A 16,387-nucleotide genomic window follows, 5' to 3' on the forward strand; every position below is an offset into this window, starting at 1 on the left:
TCATGCCCCCTTTCCTTGTTCATCATCTTCGTTGTATTTTTTAGTCGGCTTTTCAAAGTTGATATTTAACTGCTTACTTGCCTGTGTAATCGCATTTTTAGTAGTTGCCATAACCAGTTTTTCGTGTTCAGCCGATAATTCCACTGCATTGATTGCTTCAATGATTTCATGCCAATGTCCTGTTTTCTTCAATACCGCTAGACTAGGCACAACCGACTGTAAAACCCATTTTTCAATACGCTCAACACTTTGCTTTTTTGGCTCTCTAACAAATTTCATTTTCTTGCCTAAAGCTGTTAGTAACGACCAAGCAGGCATCGGCTCAACCGTTGCTTCAATCTCATCACGCACTGTATCTGATTTCAATTGTTGGTCATCAATTTTGCCATTAGTAAACCACAAATAGGTATACAAAATATCAAAGGTTATATCCACCAATTTCTTATCTTGATTAAGCCACTCATCAAGGACATACTCTGCTTTATCTTGATGCAATTCTAATTCCACACGAGTTTTTACATCAGTGTCATAGCCTTTATTAGCTTGTTCTTTGTGCTTATCATAGGCACGGATAACAAAAGGCGACTTACCAAAATCAACCGTCCAGCCGTCATCAACGTTGCCATGCACTGCATAAGACTTTGATTTACTCCAAAAACGCTTTTCCTGTACAGCCTTAACAAGGTCATTCATGTTCAGCAGACCCCATTTATCATTGATTGCAATATCTAATCGTGTTAGATGCCCCCGATATAATCGTGCTTTTGCAAAAAAGTCATGCCAATTCATACTCTGCTCTAACAAAGCTTTTTCAAACAGCCGTGTGCCTTTACCAGTTAAATAAAGCGTTGTCCCAAATTTTTGATCCATAGCCTGTGTTTCTGGGTTTTTCACTGGCGCAAAGTCTTGTATGTAAATATTTTTTTCGCCAGCAAATGCCATTTCACGAGTATAAAAGTTTTGAGACGTAGGACGTTCTAAAAACAAATTTTCCTGCAAACGTAACACATCAGCAATCACTTGCTTTGAAGTTAAATCTGGGAACGTTAATGAAACCCAATCGAATTGTACTTCAATGCTTTCTGCTAAATCTGGATAGGCTACTAACAATTTATCAACAAACTTATCTGATATTTTTTGTTCTCCATTTTCAAAACGAGTAACTGTTTTTCTACTAATATCCAGTGCAGTAGCTAATTCTTGTTGTGTTATCCCAAGCAGTTGTCGCATCAATATTAAATTATCATTTGTTAGTTCTGGTGCATTTAAATCTTGTGTCATAATATTTTTCCCTTTCAATAGTTGGTATCGACCAACGTTTTTTAAATCGACTAATTTTTCTAATTCAGTTGAAGCCGTATTTTGTATTTTTGCATCAGACTGTTTAAGTTTTGCCTTAAAGCCTGATAATTCACTACCAGTAATTTCATCAATCGCAATCTGACTACCGATATTAGGTAATTGTCCCAATTCAATGGCTGGTACAGTTACGTTATAAGTCTCAACAATTTCATCATTCAATTTCATACCAACCATGATAAGTATTTCCAACGATAACCGTAAACTATGTTGTGTTGTGCCTAGAAATATAGGTGTATAAGCTGTTGGCTCATTGTTAATCGTTATCATGTCGGCTTTCCTTTTTTAAAATGTCCCATTTGGTACTTTCAAAGGGACATTTTTGTTTTTTGTTCTAAATGGCTTCATACCGGCGTTTGTTCCCCATATTGGGTTGACGCTTTCAGCGTTTTTACCGGTTTAACCCCCCTGTTAGTAACTGGGGGTTAAAGCCTTTTTGGTGACTTTATTTTTGGCGCATGTGCCAGTCGCTTACAAATGCTTTGCATTTGCTTAACAGCGACCACGCACCCAGCCCCAACGCTACGCTAGGGCTGGGCGTGGCACTGTCTCTTCCTTTGGTCGAGCCACGCCTAAAATAAAGTCACTATGTACATAAAGCCCCGGTCTCTCACAGGACATTTGCTGTAAAAGACTAGAGCTTTAACAATAGTTACTTACTTAATATGTGACAGTTGATCCAAAAGACCCTCAATATCCTTTGTACGATTGACACCGTGTGTCTGCAAAGACTTAGCCGTACCAAGCAAAAAACCTAAATTTTTACGTAGTTCTGCAAAGTAAGGTGGAAGCATTGGGCTAACAGCACGTAACTGTTCCTCATCTGCCATTGCTTTTTTAAGTTCATCACTTAGTTGAGCAAGGTGTTCAAGTCCACCTATCTTTTCAATTGCCTTCAAATCTTCAATTGATTGAGCGGACAAAGATTGAATTTTTTTAACTTCTAAAGCCATAATTTTTTACCTACTTTTTCTTTTTAAACTACAAATATTTAATTAACAGCAAAGCCAAACACAGATGCTAAGTGTTGGACTTCTTGCGTGGTATTTCATCATTTCTAACTCCTATTTTCTACTAGACCAATCAAGGTTTACATAAGGTACGCTATAAAAAGTAACGCTATATCAACGTTTTAAAGCACTAAAAAATAGAACATTTTCAAAACCTTTCACAAAGTCCTTAAAACGCCTATTTCATCACGTCATTTTTAAAATTTCACAAGTAAACTTGTTTTAGACCAATTTTCTAAACTCTTTGATGTACGCATCTAACTGTTCTTGCGAACTTTCAATATGCTTCATCAAATCGACAATATCCTGTGTAAAATTAAAAACATCAACATCTCTTATTTCTGCAATAAATCGTAACGCTTTTTCATTTTCAATTGCGCCACTTTCAACATCAATATTCTTAACAATATTTCTAATGTTAGCCATTTCATTGGCATCAATCGAACGTAACTTATCCAACATCAACGACATATTTCTTGAACCATTCACTAGACTTAACCTAGTTCGCTCAATTGCCATAATATCATCTGCCATTATTTTCCCTGTCTTTCTCTTATTGCGATATTTTCACGCATGTATTCATGTAAATTAAAATCTTTTGGTACTTCTGGTGCAAAGAATGACCTGACTTGACTGTCCCCAATCTTAATAAAGCCCCAACCTTTCAAACTAGATGACAAAGGGCGCAACTGCTTTTCATTATCAGGGAATACCATTTTTTCAATTTCAGGTGTTGGCACACCCATGTTAATACGCATATTCAATTGGTTACGTATTGCCATAGGTAACGTGCCTGCATCAGGTCTTTGCATACCAATTAAAATATAAAAACCTAGTTCACGTCCCAACATAGCAATCTCTCTAAGATTTGACATTGCTGTCTCATAACTAGCTTTAGTTGGGTCATCATAAGCCAATCTATCATTCATTTCATAATAAGCACCAAATTCATCAAACACTAAAAAATAAGGTGTAAACCCAAAATCTTTATAAGTCCCAACTTTACCCGATGCTTTAATTGCTTCAATTTTTTCAGCACGAGCCATCATTTTAGTATAAAAATCTATCACAGCTTGATTGATTTCAGATGCCACACTAAAAACATTATTTTTTAATTCAGGTACATGTTTTAAACCAGCTAAATCAGACCGTTTTGGGTCAATGATATAAACAAATTTAGTAACCTGTAATAACTGCCCAATAATCGCAAACATAGTATAAGATTTACCAGTACCAACGTTACCTGATAGTAAAGCATTGTAGAAAGTATCATACTTCCAATCAATACCCTTTGAAATTTGCAATAACCCTTTTTTAGGTTTCAATTCTTCTAACTGTCTTCTAAACTTAATCGGGTCAAAAGCAAAGGTACTAATCATTTTATTTTTACTAAATTCACTTGTTTGTCTATCAGCGAGTAATGCTGTTTCAACAACATTATCAAACTCATTTTTAGAAAAACTTTCCATGTATTTCTGGCCGTCTACTGGCTCTTGTAAAATCAGTTGACCTGTTTTGTGTAATACCTTTAATTTTAATTTTGGGAAATAAGCTATAAATGTCCCATTATCATCACTAGCAGTATCAAAGAACCCTTTGGAAACAATCAACAGGCTTATCATCTGGCGTAATTCAACTGTTTTCAGGTACTTTGAAATAAAGTCGGAATGTTCTGGGGCATAATTCTTGTAAAACCAAAAAAAACCCCAACCAAACAAACCAGTCAACAAGATGCTTAACACAATAGGCAACAAATACCACCAACTATATTGTCCTTGCATCAAGGCTTGAAAAATGTTTAAATACCAAAAACCAAAACAAACTGTTACTACAAACCAAACAAAAAGCAAAGTCCTTTTAAATAAAGTCTTTGCTAAATACTGATCGCTGTATTTAATTTTCTTAAACACTAACTATTCCTCCAACATATTAAACATTACAAATTCAAAGAAAAAAAATAAATCAAACTTGAAAAAAAACCAAAACCCCAAATAAACGCTACCAAACTTAATTTCCAATCTTCCCCTTTCTCAACAAATATAATGTAATTAAACCAGATAAAGAAACTAATCAAAAGATATTTTAATAAGTCTATCCAATTCATAAATGTACCCCTTATCAATTACCCGATAGAAAACGACGACACGTCAAGCCACTACCAGCCAATAAACGCCACTCAACTTCAATGTTTGAAGCATCTGTCTTACCTGACTTCAAACATCTTTCAGCTTGTTTGTAAAAACCAAATAATTCATTATCATAAACCCTAAAGCAAGCCACACTAGAATAAAAAACACTATTCACTAAAAAATCATGAAATTTATCAGAACAACGCTTAGCATCTTTTACATCAGCAATAGTAATAACACCGCTCTCTCTATACTTCGGAAAATAAGATTGTTTAAATTCATCAACTGTTAAGCCAAACATTAACGTTCACTCTCCAATCTCTGCATCTCATCATTGATGACATAATCATACATTTGATGTGTGAATTCATTTCTAAATCGTTCAAATTTTTGAGGACTGCCCTTAATCTCATTCAAAGTAAGACTATGTTGGTCGGGATAAGGACTATCACTAGCATAATCTTGCCAAGCAATCTTTCCATGAACATTGATAATTGCTTGAGCTAACAACAACACATTTTTACGTGTCATACGATACTTTTTAAATTCACTCATGATTAAACCTCTTTTTCATCACTTTTAACAGGCACATAATCATTTCTAATCAATGCCGATAATTCATTGTAGCTATCAATATATTCAAGATAATTACCAAAAATATCTAAGCTATTATAATTACCTGCTCTAACCATTAACTTTGCTTGTTTTGCAAAATACTCTAACGACATATCATGATAAATAAAAGCATATCTTGCTTCATCAAAATCTTTGATTTGGTCTTTGATTGCTAAATACTTATCATGAAATAACTTATAAGCACGATTAGCTTTCCGTGAAACATCTTCATTCACAAGCATACCCTCGGAATAACCAAGCATTGTACTTTGTAAATCTGCCATTGTAAAATCAACTTTAGTCATCAACCTTACCTCTGTTCGTTACATCAAAGCGAACCACATCTCGCTTTTTATCCAAAATAACCGTAATTGTATAACCACTGGCTTCAATCTTTAAAGTAAGTTGCTTTTTATCAAAAGCAGTCACTGTCTTACCAGTAATCACACCAGTTGTCTCTTGAATATCTTTTGACAAATCACTAGCCTGTGGCATAGTAATTGCCAAGTCTTTTGTCTTATAAATATCTTGTGCCAACTGATCTAATTTTTTCAATTCGGCATCATGTCTAAAATACACATACCAAATGCCAACCCCAACAATCACTAAAAATACAACATTCATTATTAGTTCCTACTTTCTTATCCGTACTTTGCTTCAAGCTCCGCACCAGCGTTCTTATCAACTGTCTTAAAGGCTTTCGTCCATTCTTCAAATAACGAATGGATAACCACCTTACCGACACGACCATAAATATCCCTAAACAAACATTGACCCTTTTTCAGGTCTTTTAACATATCCATATTTGATTTATTCACTGGCAAACCAAAATGTCGCAAGATATTTTCACGCTCACTATCATCAGCGCTATCAAAGGCAAATATTTGTCCATATTGACCGTTACTCTTTTCATCATTGACATCACCAACTCTTTGAGTGGAATATATCAGCATATTGTTTTCAGAACGACCCAAACGCTTGATGCCGTCCAAGACTTTACGTCCAGCAGGCGAAGCGTTAAATATCCACGCTTCATCAATAATTTCAGCACTAAATCGTTTCGTGTCTTCACGTCCAAATTTTTCAAGGTACTTACCTAATGCCAACATAATCGATACCGAATATTTTTGTGTTTCAGTGTAACTACGTACTTCTTGTTCAGCGTGTGGCAAGTCCAAACCCGTCACTTCTAAAATTGTCCGTTGATTATTAAATTCGATACTATCCGTTTGTCCGTTACTAAAAGCAAGTTTTAACATACTATCAGGAATGACACTCTCATAATAATTCGCTAACTGTTGTGACTTCTCATTGCCAGCTTTTAGAATTTCGATAATCGCCATTGTACCAACTTGTTCGCCTGCTAATCGTTGATTACAAACTTGCTTAATTGCATTCGTCAAAGCCGTATCAAGTTCCATATCTTGTGAGATTGACCGAACTTGTACCAACATTTCCTTAACCAACGTCAAGACACTAGGTATTTCATCAACTGTACTTTTACTGTTCAAAGTAAGCATTGGGTCAAGAACACCACGGTTAGCACTATCATTGGCATTCAAAGTCACATAATGAAATGAATTCATCAGCTTAGTGAAAAACGGGTTTTCATTATCTTCCAATGATGCTTTAAACCAACGTCTCACTTCTTGCTTAGGGTCAACGTACAACAGCTTGACATCGAACATAGCAAGATAATTCAACAGAATTTTAACTAAGAATGACTTTCCTTGTCCGGTATCGCCAGTGATCGCTATGTGTGGACTATCTGTTTTCGCCCCAACAATTCCTTTGTTGGCAATCACTGGGTTGATTAAAAGCAATGTTCTTGAAGATGCCACGGCGCTATCGACACTAAAGTAACGGTTTGTATCTAACACACGTCCAATATAAAAGCCAGTTCGAGACCCTAATTCGTGACTAGTACCAAACATCAACTGGGCTAGGGCTGGCGCATTGGTAAATTGTCGCCAACGTTTAAAAACGCCCAAATTAGTCGCTGGCAGATTTTGATACAACAATAATTCTTGATTAAAACTAGGTTGAAAAACTTCTATTTCACGACTAAAGGTAGATAATCGTGTTTTAATTTCTCTAATCTTAGTTTTTAATTGCTTAACATCATCATCACGCACTACTAGAACTAACAGCCATTGCATAAAAGCATCTTTACTATCCATAACATCAGCCAAGTCTTGTGCTAAAGCATAATTTGTTCGAGAACGCTTTGAACTATCATCATCACTTGACAAGGCATCTTCTAATTCATCTTTGTACTTTCCTTTTGAACTTCTAGTCTCTTGTTTCATTCCTTTAAAACCGTCACGTTGTGGAAAATTGATTTTAAAATGAACTTCAACAGGAAATTTAAACGATTGTAATTCAGGAATAAGCGCTAAATTGTCTAGTCTATCAGGCAAATTCAAAACCAAGTGACTAATATAGTCTGTTTCTTCCTGCGTTTCACGTTTGACAATACCCAATTTTGCTAAATCAAAAGCCGTATCACGCATGTTAGAAAAATCTTTCATTCCTTGATGATGATAAGTTGAGCCTAACATATTGATTAACTTTTCTTCGGACATTTTAACGGCATCTAGCGGTCGCAAAATACCAAGTACATCATCATTCATAGTTTGATAACGTTCAAAGAATTTGTCATCAAACTTGACCTGATAACGCATGGTTTCTGCCAATCTACGCAAGATTAAATCTGTGGCAAACTGGAACTTGTCTTTTAAGTCGTCCCCAACACTGGTATTTTTCAACTTAACACCAATATAGAATTCATCACGAATTGCTGGCTTAAATTCACTTTCCAAAATATCGACTTCTTCTTGACCCATATAGTATTGCGCCACATCAGCTATATCTTTTGCCCAATCAGGACTAGTGCCTTGAATACGCCCCGCCAAGTCCATATCAACTGGAATCAACTTCAAATCAACATCATCATATTTTTGTAAACGCTCAAACACATCAACAAATGTTTCTTTAAAATTGCTTTTATCTTGTGCATTAGCGACATTGATTTGAAATGGTTTTAACTGATAGTAAGCCCACACATCACCGATTATTGTCAGGAGTAAATTATCTTGATATTGCACAACTGGGTTTTCGTACTTTACATTGACATTCTTTGCCATACTTAATGACCTACCTTTCTTTTAAAATTTGTCATTGATCACTTGCCCCAGTTTCTGCAAAATTGTTAATTTGTTTCACATCAGTTGAGACAAGCTTCATGTTTGGGTTATTAGGTTTCATAAACGTTGGTGTTTCTTGTATCGCAAAGTCAGACACATAATGTTTGTTATTGACGTTTTGCACATTGATTGTTTGAATTTGTTTGTCCTCATGATTGAAATTCAAAACATTGTGCCAAAAGATTTTGGGATAGACCTTTTGACAATGTGCGCAATCGGCATTGTAAAACATCACAGCTTGTACATTTGTATCTAACCCTTTCACATCATTATTTTGAAAATACATTGATGCTTTCGGGATAAAATAAAAACCAGCCACTAATAACAAAATGACTGGTAATACGCTATTGATAATAATTGTAATGGGTTTGGGTAACTGTTTTTTATTCCCTTTCTTAGTTTCATTACCCCCTTTAATATAATGTTTCATCATTCATTCTCCTTACTGTATTTGATTGATTTTAATTGATGTTAGTTTCTGCGTTTTTATATCAAACCAGCCATGTAAAAGAACGGTTTGATTGATTGCTTTTTGACCTGTACCACTAGTTTGTACAACCACATTCGCTAGGCTTTCGATTGTTTGATTATCTAAATCACTTGTATAACCTGTGGCTGTTTGATACTCACTAGTTAAACCAAGATTATCAATTCGTGACCCACCAGTGGCATCTAGTCCACTATCAAATAAACTGTTTTGCTGGTCTTTAGATAGTGACACAATACCAGACACCTTACTAAATCGCTTATCATAATCTGACTGACTACTAAAAGTATAATAAGCCTTTGCAAATTCTAATAACTTTCGTTTAGCTGTCGCATCATTTGCATTGTAAGTCGTTTGCAAGTTATCAATTTGTGTCGTGACATGCTTTTGTGTTTTAGCCACTTGCGACACTTCCTTTCTAACTTCTGCTATCTGTGACCGTTTATGATTTGTGATTGACATTGTGATGCCAAGACTAACTAAAAGCAAACTCATAATGCTAAGTAAAACCTTATTTTTCATTATCGAATGCCCCTTTCAAGTTTAGTCGTGACATATCAGTCACTTGCTTTTCATCAGTATCATAAGTGATTGTGTAAGCCACACTTTGTACATCACTCTTAGCAATAACTAAATATTCTAAATCAGACCCCCAAGCATTTTTAAGCCCGACAAGTGGTACATCATAATGTGCCTTGTCACTAAACGTCACAGTAGGCGCAAAAGTCTGTGTTAATTCGTTAATCACTTTTTGTGATGCCAACCCTTTCAAACTATCAGGATAAGTTGAAGTAGGCTGATTACTAAATGTTTTTACAAAATTAGTGACTTGATTAGTGCTATCACTAACTGTCGATTGTTGTGATTGAGGACTAGATACGATTGTCTTTGACTTTTTTTGACTTAATTTAGCTTGCTTTAAATCAGCTTTAGCTTGAACTAATTGTTTATCTAAATTAGGCATCTGATTAAATTGTGTTACAAGAATACCAGCCAAAACTAAACACGCAACAATGATTAAACGGCTATTTTTCATACTATCTCCTTTCGATTATTTACCTTGAATAAAGGTTACGCCTTGACCTGCTGTTAATTCTCTAAAACTAACCGTTCCAGTCCCAGATGCCACAACATTACATTCACTAACTAAGAAATGCTTACCGTCATCACTGATCGCTTCAACTACGGCTACGTGTCCGTAAGTCGGGTCGGCACCGTCTGCACCTTGTGAGAAACTAACTGCCCAACCCACATGTGGTTGACTATCAGTTTTATACCCTTTGGCTTTAGCATTCTTACCCCAATCAGCACCATTACCTAAGCCATTTTCTACTGGTGTGCCTAATTCTTGCATACGATTATAGGTATACCAAGTACATTGTCCGAATGGATAAGTATTTGATGATGACGTGGCTGTGAAATTCGTATCTTTAATTTTGCTTTTATAGGCACTAGGAATTTCTTTAACTGGCGCACCACTAGTTCCCATACCTTGCGCAACATTGGTTGAGCAACCACTGGAATTATTAGTTGTGTTATCAGTATTTTGAGTTGTTTCAGTACCAGTTGTGGCGGTGTCAACGGCTGTATCTGATGACCCATTGGAAAACTTAGCATACCAAGAACGAGCATAGCTTTGTCTTGTAGCTGTTGTCCCAACACCACCACGTTCCCAACTAGCTCTTAAAAATTCAGTGGCATCATCAACGTTAGTCATTTTCAGACCTTGCTTTAATAAATCAGAGTTCGTGCCGTCATGATTAAGGGCAAAATCTAATTGCAAGCTGGCATCAGTCCACTTTTTATTTTGAGATTTCGCATAATTCAGCAACTCAACACGCCTTGAATTGTCCCATTGATTAAGCCCAAAAGCGTAACCACTGATACTAGCGTTCATTGCCGTTGTCTCATTGTAAGTTGCATTTGATTGCACAACACTAGCATTAAAACCACTTTCATGTTGTGTATTACCCAGATAACCAGCAATACCAGCTTCGGTCACACTTGATATTTTTTTAAGGTTGTCATGCAATGACTTAGCAACCGCTTCTTTATCAGCACTGGTTGTGACACTAACGTCTGTACTGGTAGATTGACACTGATCACTATTGCTAGAAAACATACCAATAATGACAATAATTAAAAAAACAAGGGATAAAATAGCTATTAAATAGCCTTTCAGAAGTTTTTTCATCGCAACTCCTTATCTAAATCTTGCTTGTTTTGTTTACGCTGTTCAGTATCAGCTTGTAAACGTTGATTAAAATGTGTGGTATCATCTTTTGACTTCAATACCTTTGAACGTGCCTCACGTCTTGTCTGTGCCTCTTTAGAACCGGTTTCATAACTTTTACTTGATTTACGTCCTGTTGGCTCTGTGGCGCTATCAGACGTTTCAGGGACTTTCTTTAATTCTTTAGAACGTTGATAGCGTGGCAATTTCACTTCATCAGCAATTGCTCTACTATGTGTACCGTTATTATCAGGCAAATCATTGCCCTTTGACTGTGGCATGTCATGTGGTGTATCTTGATTTGGCATTGCATTCTTTAAACGACTAGCACGGTCTTTTTTCACTTGTGCTTGATGCTTTGCCATATCTTTTGAAAGGTAGTCTTTGCGAGCTTGCTTACGCTTTGCTTGTTCTTCCTGTTCAATTTCATCACGAAGTTCATCATCATCAAAATCATCACTATGCTTGTCTTTGTAATTGTCTTTCATGTCTTTGCCACGTTTGATACCGTTACGTGCGCCTTGATACATACGATTAGCACTATTACGCATTTCATTTGCCGTACCTAGTGCTTTACGTCCTGCCCGAGTCATACTGATTTTGTTCATAGCATTATTAGCTACACTTGAACCAGTAATCGTTTGCACTAACCAACTTTTGTTTTTCCAAAGTAGAATCATCAAAACAATATAAACAATTGAGTTTAACATTGAACTTGCACTATTTGTTGGTGGAATAACAGTATCGGTCACATTGCCAACCCAACTAATAAACATGATGCCAAATAACAAACCAACCTTAGCAAAAAGCAACCCCAGCGCACCCATTGCAGTTTTTAAAGCACTATTCGCAAATTTTGGAAGAAGTGAAATCATAATTGTAAAAGGCGCTAAATAATACAGTAAAATAGCCCCTAATTGAACTAATAGATTAGCTAAACCAACCATTAGTAAAGGTATACCATAGGCAACCGACATCACTGGCGACATAAAGGCGATTGCGACTTGATACCATTCTTGTCCGCCTTTCTTTTTAATATAACTATTATTCTTCGCAAATTCTGTCAACACATCATCAGTGACGTTACCACCAATTAAACGATAAGGGTTACCCATTTTATCATTACCTTTTTCGGCATCTGCCATTGTGGCAACACCATAATTACCTAACAAAAAAGGTCGCTCAACCGCTTTTGTAAAGTATGCGTATCGTAAAGTACCTTGGAAATCATCGCCAGTTGAAGTATAACCACTATCATCAATATCACTTGTCGCCACAAAGACGGCTGTTTGCGCATTAGAAGTTAACGTATTGATTGTTTTTAATACTGTACTACCACCACTAACCCAAGCCGAACCGACAACTGCAATAACAAGTATCGTAAGAATTGATTTTAAACCACCTCCATTTTTAATACTTTTTGCAAACGTCCAAATAAGCCCAATGCCAAATGCTACATAAAGTAGTCCTTTTAAGGCATCACTTTGCCATGCTTTTTGAGAATATTTTCCCACGCTACCTAAAACTTTATTGATACCATCAGTAATATTCGTCAAATCAAACATCGTTGATAGTGACTTATCAAACAACGGATAAACAATATTTAAATTAACAGCTGTAAACAGATCAGTCATAATATGTGCCGCACCAGAAGAAAAATCTGTCAATGAACTATCTTGATGATAGAACTTGTAATTTTGCAAAATATGACTGTTTACCCAGTTCATATTATGTTGAGTTAGATTTAATTTAATTTCTGTCTCCGTATAATCACTAGTGGAAGAAGTATCCCCTGACTTTTTTTCCGCATCACTGGTTACTTCTCCGACTGCTTGTTCAGCTTGCTTTGAAGCATCATCGATTGCCTTAGTAGTATCATCAGAAATTACGGAACTGTTCGAATTACTACTATCATTGGCAGATACTTGTGTTTGTGCAAAACCCAAAACAAACAAAAAAGAAGCCAAAATAATTAGCTTCCGACATAATTTTATTAACATGTGCTTTCCTTTCAAAATAAAAAGCGCCTGCAAACATTGCAAACACTAACATATTTATTGAACTGTATTATTCGTCCAAGTATATACTAATGGCTGATTATCATAATACAACCGTCCAATGTGACCTGTTACCATTTCTTTTTTTGATAAATCGTAAGCTATTATCACCGTTGGCTCATTGTTTTTATAACCATTCTGAAATAGTTTTTGAACAACTACGTTCTTTGCTTTATTATAATAGAGTTCAATTTTTGCATAGTTACCACCGTCAGTATTCATATCATTTTCATAATTATTAACACCAGTAGCTGTCATAGCTTCATCAACACTAGCTTTATCAATAATACCGTCATTTGAATATTTAACAGTGTAGTCTTTACCCTCAACGTATTTACTAGTTGATGAGCTTGATATACTCGATGCACTACTACTTACTTTAGCCGTTGCACCAGTTTCTTCAGTAGTCGCACCCGAATTATTGGAAATTATGACCCATGATGCTAATAAAATGATAATGACTAAAGCTAGTCCTGCAATCACTAGATACAATAAATTCTTTTTCTCAAATTTTTTTGGTTTTTCAGACATATTCATTCTCTCATATCGTGTTGTTAATATATCCATTCTATCACACCAACCTTTCCATTTTTTTGTAAATTAAAATGTTACCTGCTGGAACTGCCCCAGCACTGCCCTATCTTTCAATTGACGATAACATGATAAAAACATGCTTTCACATGCTTTTTAAAGACTATAAAATTTGATACCGCTTATGATTACTATTCAAATGTTTATCCTGATACAACTGTTTCTTTTGAAACCAATAACGCCAATAATGTGTTAAAGCATATTTAAGCGTTGTCTCAAATGGTAAATCATCAACTTTGAGTAGTTTGTCTAATTGATAAACACCAACTAATGTGCTAACCAATAGAGCAAACCCCAATGTTAAACCCCCATTACTCACAGTATAAAGTTTGAATACAAAGATAATCACGGCATCGATCACCGTTGTAATTGACAAAACGCCAGCAATTCGAGTATCAATAAAAACTGGTAACTTGAAATCGCCATAAATCGTTTTGAACTTTGCCGAATTCGTGTAAACTCGCCTGTAATTGTACATAGACCTTAACCCCCTAGCCCTTGAATATAATTCAAAATTGTATTCATCAAACCAGAAAAGGCATTTAATGTATTGGCTGGTCCATTGACGAAGAAATAAACCAAAGCGCCAATTAAAATTGTTACCCACATGGCTTTTGTTTCATTCTTACCATAATGACCGATTGAACGGCCACCAGCGATAACAACAACACCAAAAAGCAACACAGGTTTCAAAGCGTTATAAATATCCATAATACTCCTTTCTATGCTTGTACAAATTTAGTGACAAAATAGGTTGATGATTGTTTCTTCAAATCTAACCTAATTGTCTGTACTTGCATAATGTTTGTACCATGAACTTGAACCGTCATTGTCGCTGTCACAACTGGCTTTTCACTTGTGCCTGTTACTTTGATACTACTATCATCTAACGTCACAAGGTCAACAGCACCATTTAACCCCACAGGGTCGGACATTAACATTGACATATCTTTAGTTGAAGATGATACATATTTTTGTGCAAATTGTTTGGTAAACTTAACGACTTTTGCCGTGACTTCACTATCGTTGATTGTCTTACCAGTTTTATCAAATCTTGCAGTCCCTATGTGTCCGACACTATCAATTGTGTTGGCAACATAAGGCAAACCAATCACGGTTAGTTTTTCATTTTCCTGCGCATACGGTACATTAACCGTCATATCACTTTGTTTGCCGTCCGCTTCAACCACCAAGCTATACTGTGCTGTTTTGACACTATCCACAGTGAAGATGCCATTTAATTTAGCACTATCTAACTTCATTTTGGAATTGCCAACGTTGTTAGGTAGTGTGATATTACTCGCCAAATATTTACTTAATTGTTGCGAACGACTATCAGCGTTACTATCTGATGAAGCATAATAAAGTGTCAAAAAGTTGGCAAGATATTGTCCGACAACAGGGTTGTAACTGGTTGTACCAGCACTTGCTTTATCCAATTTTTTGCTTAAAGTTGTGACCGTTGCACGCAACGTTTTATTCTTTTGAGCGATCGCATTAGCAAGTACCAATACATAACTAAAGTAAATAAAAAGCCCTATTAGAAATAATAGAACTATCTTACGTACCTTACCTAAATTCATTGTGTGAGCTTTAGGTATTTTTACTGCTTTTTCCTTTTGCTTTTTTTCATACTCAAAATTCACTTTGAGTTTTGGGAGACCACGCATTTCACACCCCCTTTCGCTATTTTTAAACCATTATAGATGCTTACGCTTGTAAATCAAACCACCCAAAGCAACTAAACCAGACACTGCCAATGCTAAGATGCCATTACCACCCATAGATGACTTTTCTGTGGCATGTGTTAATGGCAATGCCTTAGCTACGGCATCATCAAGTTTTTGCTTAGCTTCAACAACTGGTGCCTTTGTCGCATCTTTGTCATTAGCAGTTAGCGCTTGATTATAGGCTTCAACTGCACGAGCAACGCTAGGTACACTAGCAACTTGTGTTGGCACATCAACAACATTACCAGAATTATCAGGTGTTACTTCAACTGGCTTGACATGATTGACTTCGCCTTGATTGTTTGTATCAGGTGTAGTTGGTGTCAGTGGCACGGTATTATCTTCGCTTGATGCCCCATTGTCACCAGTCGTTGAACTATCCGTACCGCCACCATTTGATGAAGAACCATTGTTATCTGATGAAGAACTTGAACTATCATTGTCCTCTGATGAACTTGAACCACCATTATCAGTTGACGAACTATTACCGTCTTCTGTTGAGGAACCAGAACCACCATTATCAACACTGGTACCATCATCAGTAGATGAAGAACCACTACCGTCATCAGTTGAAGAACCGGAACCACCATTATCAACATCGGAACCGTTATCAGTAGATGAAGAACCACCGCCGTCATCAGTTGAAGAACCAGAACCACCGTTATCAACACTGGTACCGTCATCTGTTGATGTACCACCATCACCCACTGTCGTACCGTCATCTACGTTAGAATTGGCATCACTCACAACATCAGTTGTAGCACTTAAGACAACCGCCTTAACTTGTGGCAACACCTTAGCAGTTGCTTGTACTGATTGTGCTGTACTAGTATCAGTTGTTGGTACAGTATCAGCACTAACTGCTTGATGACCTAATGCTAAAGCCCCTAAAACAGACCCAGCGATTAAAAGTTGTTTTTGCAACATGTTTATTGTCTCCTAACAATTTTATTGATTGGGCTTCACACCC

At 36.2% G+C, this 16,387-nt stretch carries 19 protein-coding genes; all 19 read right to left on the reverse strand.

The genetic code is table 11. The features are described 5' to 3' along the window. The 19 genes from FGL72_RS03510 to uasX all read right to left on the reverse strand — a co-directional run bounded on the left by FGL72_RS03510 (position 1) and on the right by uasX (position 16,344). Complete coding sequence (locus tag FGL72_RS03510) at positions 1-1,629, reverse strand: replication initiation factor domain-containing protein (RefSeq protein WP_146955641.1); 1,629 nt, start codon at positions 1,627-1,629, stop codon at positions 1-3. A gap of 386 nt (positions 1,630-2,015) precedes the next feature. Beyond that, the gene (locus tag FGL72_RS03515; protein WP_011679788.1) at positions 2,016-2,312 is read right to left on the reverse strand and encodes a hypothetical protein; all 297 of its coding nucleotides are present in this window, start codon (positions 2,310-2,312) and stop codon (positions 2,016-2,018) included. 279 nt (positions 2,313-2,591) lie between these two features. Continuing rightward, on the reverse strand, positions 2,592-2,903 hold the full coding sequence (locus FGL72_RS03520) for a hypothetical protein (RefSeq protein ID WP_146992649.1): 312 nt from the start codon (positions 2,901-2,903) through the stop codon (positions 2,592-2,594). Next, positions 2,903-4,279, reverse strand: a complete 1,377-nt coding sequence (locus FGL72_RS03525; RefSeq protein WP_146992651.1) for an ATP-binding protein — start codon at positions 4,277-4,279, stop codon at positions 2,903-2,905. The genes FGL72_RS03520 and FGL72_RS03525 overlap by 1 nt, the downstream gene beginning before the upstream one ends. A gap of 208 nt (positions 4,280-4,487) precedes the next feature. Then, complete coding sequence (locus tag FGL72_RS03530) at positions 4,488-4,799, reverse strand: hypothetical protein (protein ID WP_146955638.1); 312 nt, start codon at positions 4,797-4,799, stop codon at positions 4,488-4,490. Next, entirely contained in the window at positions 4,799-5,056 is a 258-nt protein-coding gene (locus tag FGL72_RS03535) for a hypothetical protein (protein WP_146955637.1), read from the reverse strand. Before FGL72_RS03535 ends, FGL72_RS03530 begins: the two co-directional genes overlap by 1 nt. Beyond that, a complete protein-coding gene (locus FGL72_RS03540) occupies positions 5,056-5,418 on the reverse strand; it encodes a hypothetical protein (RefSeq protein ID WP_146992653.1) in 363 nt (120 codons plus the stop codon). Before FGL72_RS03540 ends, FGL72_RS03535 begins: the two co-directional genes overlap by 1 nt. Continuing rightward, on the reverse strand, positions 5,411-5,737 hold the full coding sequence (locus FGL72_RS03545) for a hypothetical protein (RefSeq protein ID WP_186727495.1): 327 nt from the start codon (positions 5,735-5,737) through the stop codon (positions 5,411-5,413). Before FGL72_RS03545 ends, FGL72_RS03540 begins: the two co-directional genes overlap by 8 nt. Positions 5,738-5,754: 17 nt before the next feature. Beyond that, the gene (locus FGL72_RS03550) at positions 5,755-8,259 is read right to left on the reverse strand and encodes an ATP-binding protein (RefSeq protein WP_146955634.1); all 2,505 of its coding nucleotides are present in this window, start codon (positions 8,257-8,259) and stop codon (positions 5,755-5,757) included. Positions 8,260-8,290: 31 nt separating this feature from the next. Further along, positions 8,291-8,749 carry a thioredoxin domain-containing protein gene (locus FGL72_RS03555; protein WP_146958282.1) on the reverse strand — a complete coding sequence of 153 codons (459 nt, stop codon included), beginning with the start codon at positions 8,747-8,749 and terminating at the stop codon, positions 8,291-8,293. Positions 8,750-8,761: 12 nt separating this feature from the next. Next, positions 8,762-9,328: a hypothetical protein gene (locus FGL72_RS03560; RefSeq protein WP_146955633.1), complete on the reverse strand. Its 567-nt coding sequence runs from the start codon at positions 9,326-9,328 to the stop codon at positions 8,762-8,764. Continuing rightward, the gene (locus FGL72_RS03565) at positions 9,318-9,842 is read right to left on the reverse strand and encodes a hypothetical protein (protein WP_146955632.1); all 525 of its coding nucleotides are present in this window, start codon (positions 9,840-9,842) and stop codon (positions 9,318-9,320) included. The genes FGL72_RS03560 and FGL72_RS03565 overlap by 11 nt, the downstream gene beginning before the upstream one ends. A 15-nt stretch (positions 9,843-9,857) precedes the next feature. After that, the gene (locus FGL72_RS03570) at positions 9,858-11,000 is read right to left on the reverse strand and encodes a phage tail tip lysozyme (protein WP_146955631.1); all 1,143 of its coding nucleotides are present in this window, start codon (positions 10,998-11,000) and stop codon (positions 9,858-9,860) included. Beyond that, positions 10,997-13,039 carry a CD3337/EF1877 family mobilome membrane protein gene (locus tag FGL72_RS03575; protein WP_146992655.1) on the reverse strand — a complete coding sequence of 681 codons (2,043 nt, stop codon included), beginning with the start codon at positions 13,037-13,039 and terminating at the stop codon, positions 10,997-10,999. The genes FGL72_RS03570 and FGL72_RS03575 overlap by 4 nt, the downstream gene beginning before the upstream one ends. Positions 13,040-13,093: 54 nt before the next feature. After that, on the reverse strand, positions 13,094-13,627 hold the full coding sequence (locus tag FGL72_RS03580) for an alanyl-tRNA synthetase (RefSeq protein ID WP_243130159.1): 534 nt from the start codon (positions 13,625-13,627) through the stop codon (positions 13,094-13,096). Positions 13,628-13,790: 163 nt separating this feature from the next. Next, positions 13,791-14,165: an MFS transporter permease gene (locus FGL72_RS03585; RefSeq protein WP_146955628.1), complete on the reverse strand. Its 375-nt coding sequence runs from the start codon at positions 14,163-14,165 to the stop codon at positions 13,791-13,793. 5 nt (positions 14,166-14,170) lie between these two features. Beyond that, the gene (locus FGL72_RS03590; protein WP_146955627.1) at positions 14,171-14,398 is read right to left on the reverse strand and encodes a TcpD family membrane protein; all 228 of its coding nucleotides are present in this window, start codon (positions 14,396-14,398) and stop codon (positions 14,171-14,173) included. Between the two features lie 11 nt (positions 14,399-14,409). Further along, on the reverse strand, positions 14,410-15,357 hold the full coding sequence (locus tag FGL72_RS03595) for a conjugal transfer protein (RefSeq protein ID WP_146955626.1): 948 nt from the start codon (positions 15,355-15,357) through the stop codon (positions 14,410-14,412). Positions 15,358-15,387: 30 nt separating this feature from the next. Continuing rightward, positions 15,388-16,344, reverse strand: coding sequence for a serine-rich aggregation substance UasX (uasX, locus tag FGL72_RS03600; RefSeq protein WP_146955625.1), 957 nt, complete (start codon positions 16,342-16,344; stop codon positions 15,388-15,390). Positions 16,345-16,387 lie beyond the last annotated feature (43 nt).

This window comes from Leuconostoc citreum (genome assembly GCF_007954785.1).
Lineage (GTDB): Bacteria > Bacillota > Bacilli > Lactobacillales > Lactobacillaceae > Leuconostoc > Leuconostoc citreum.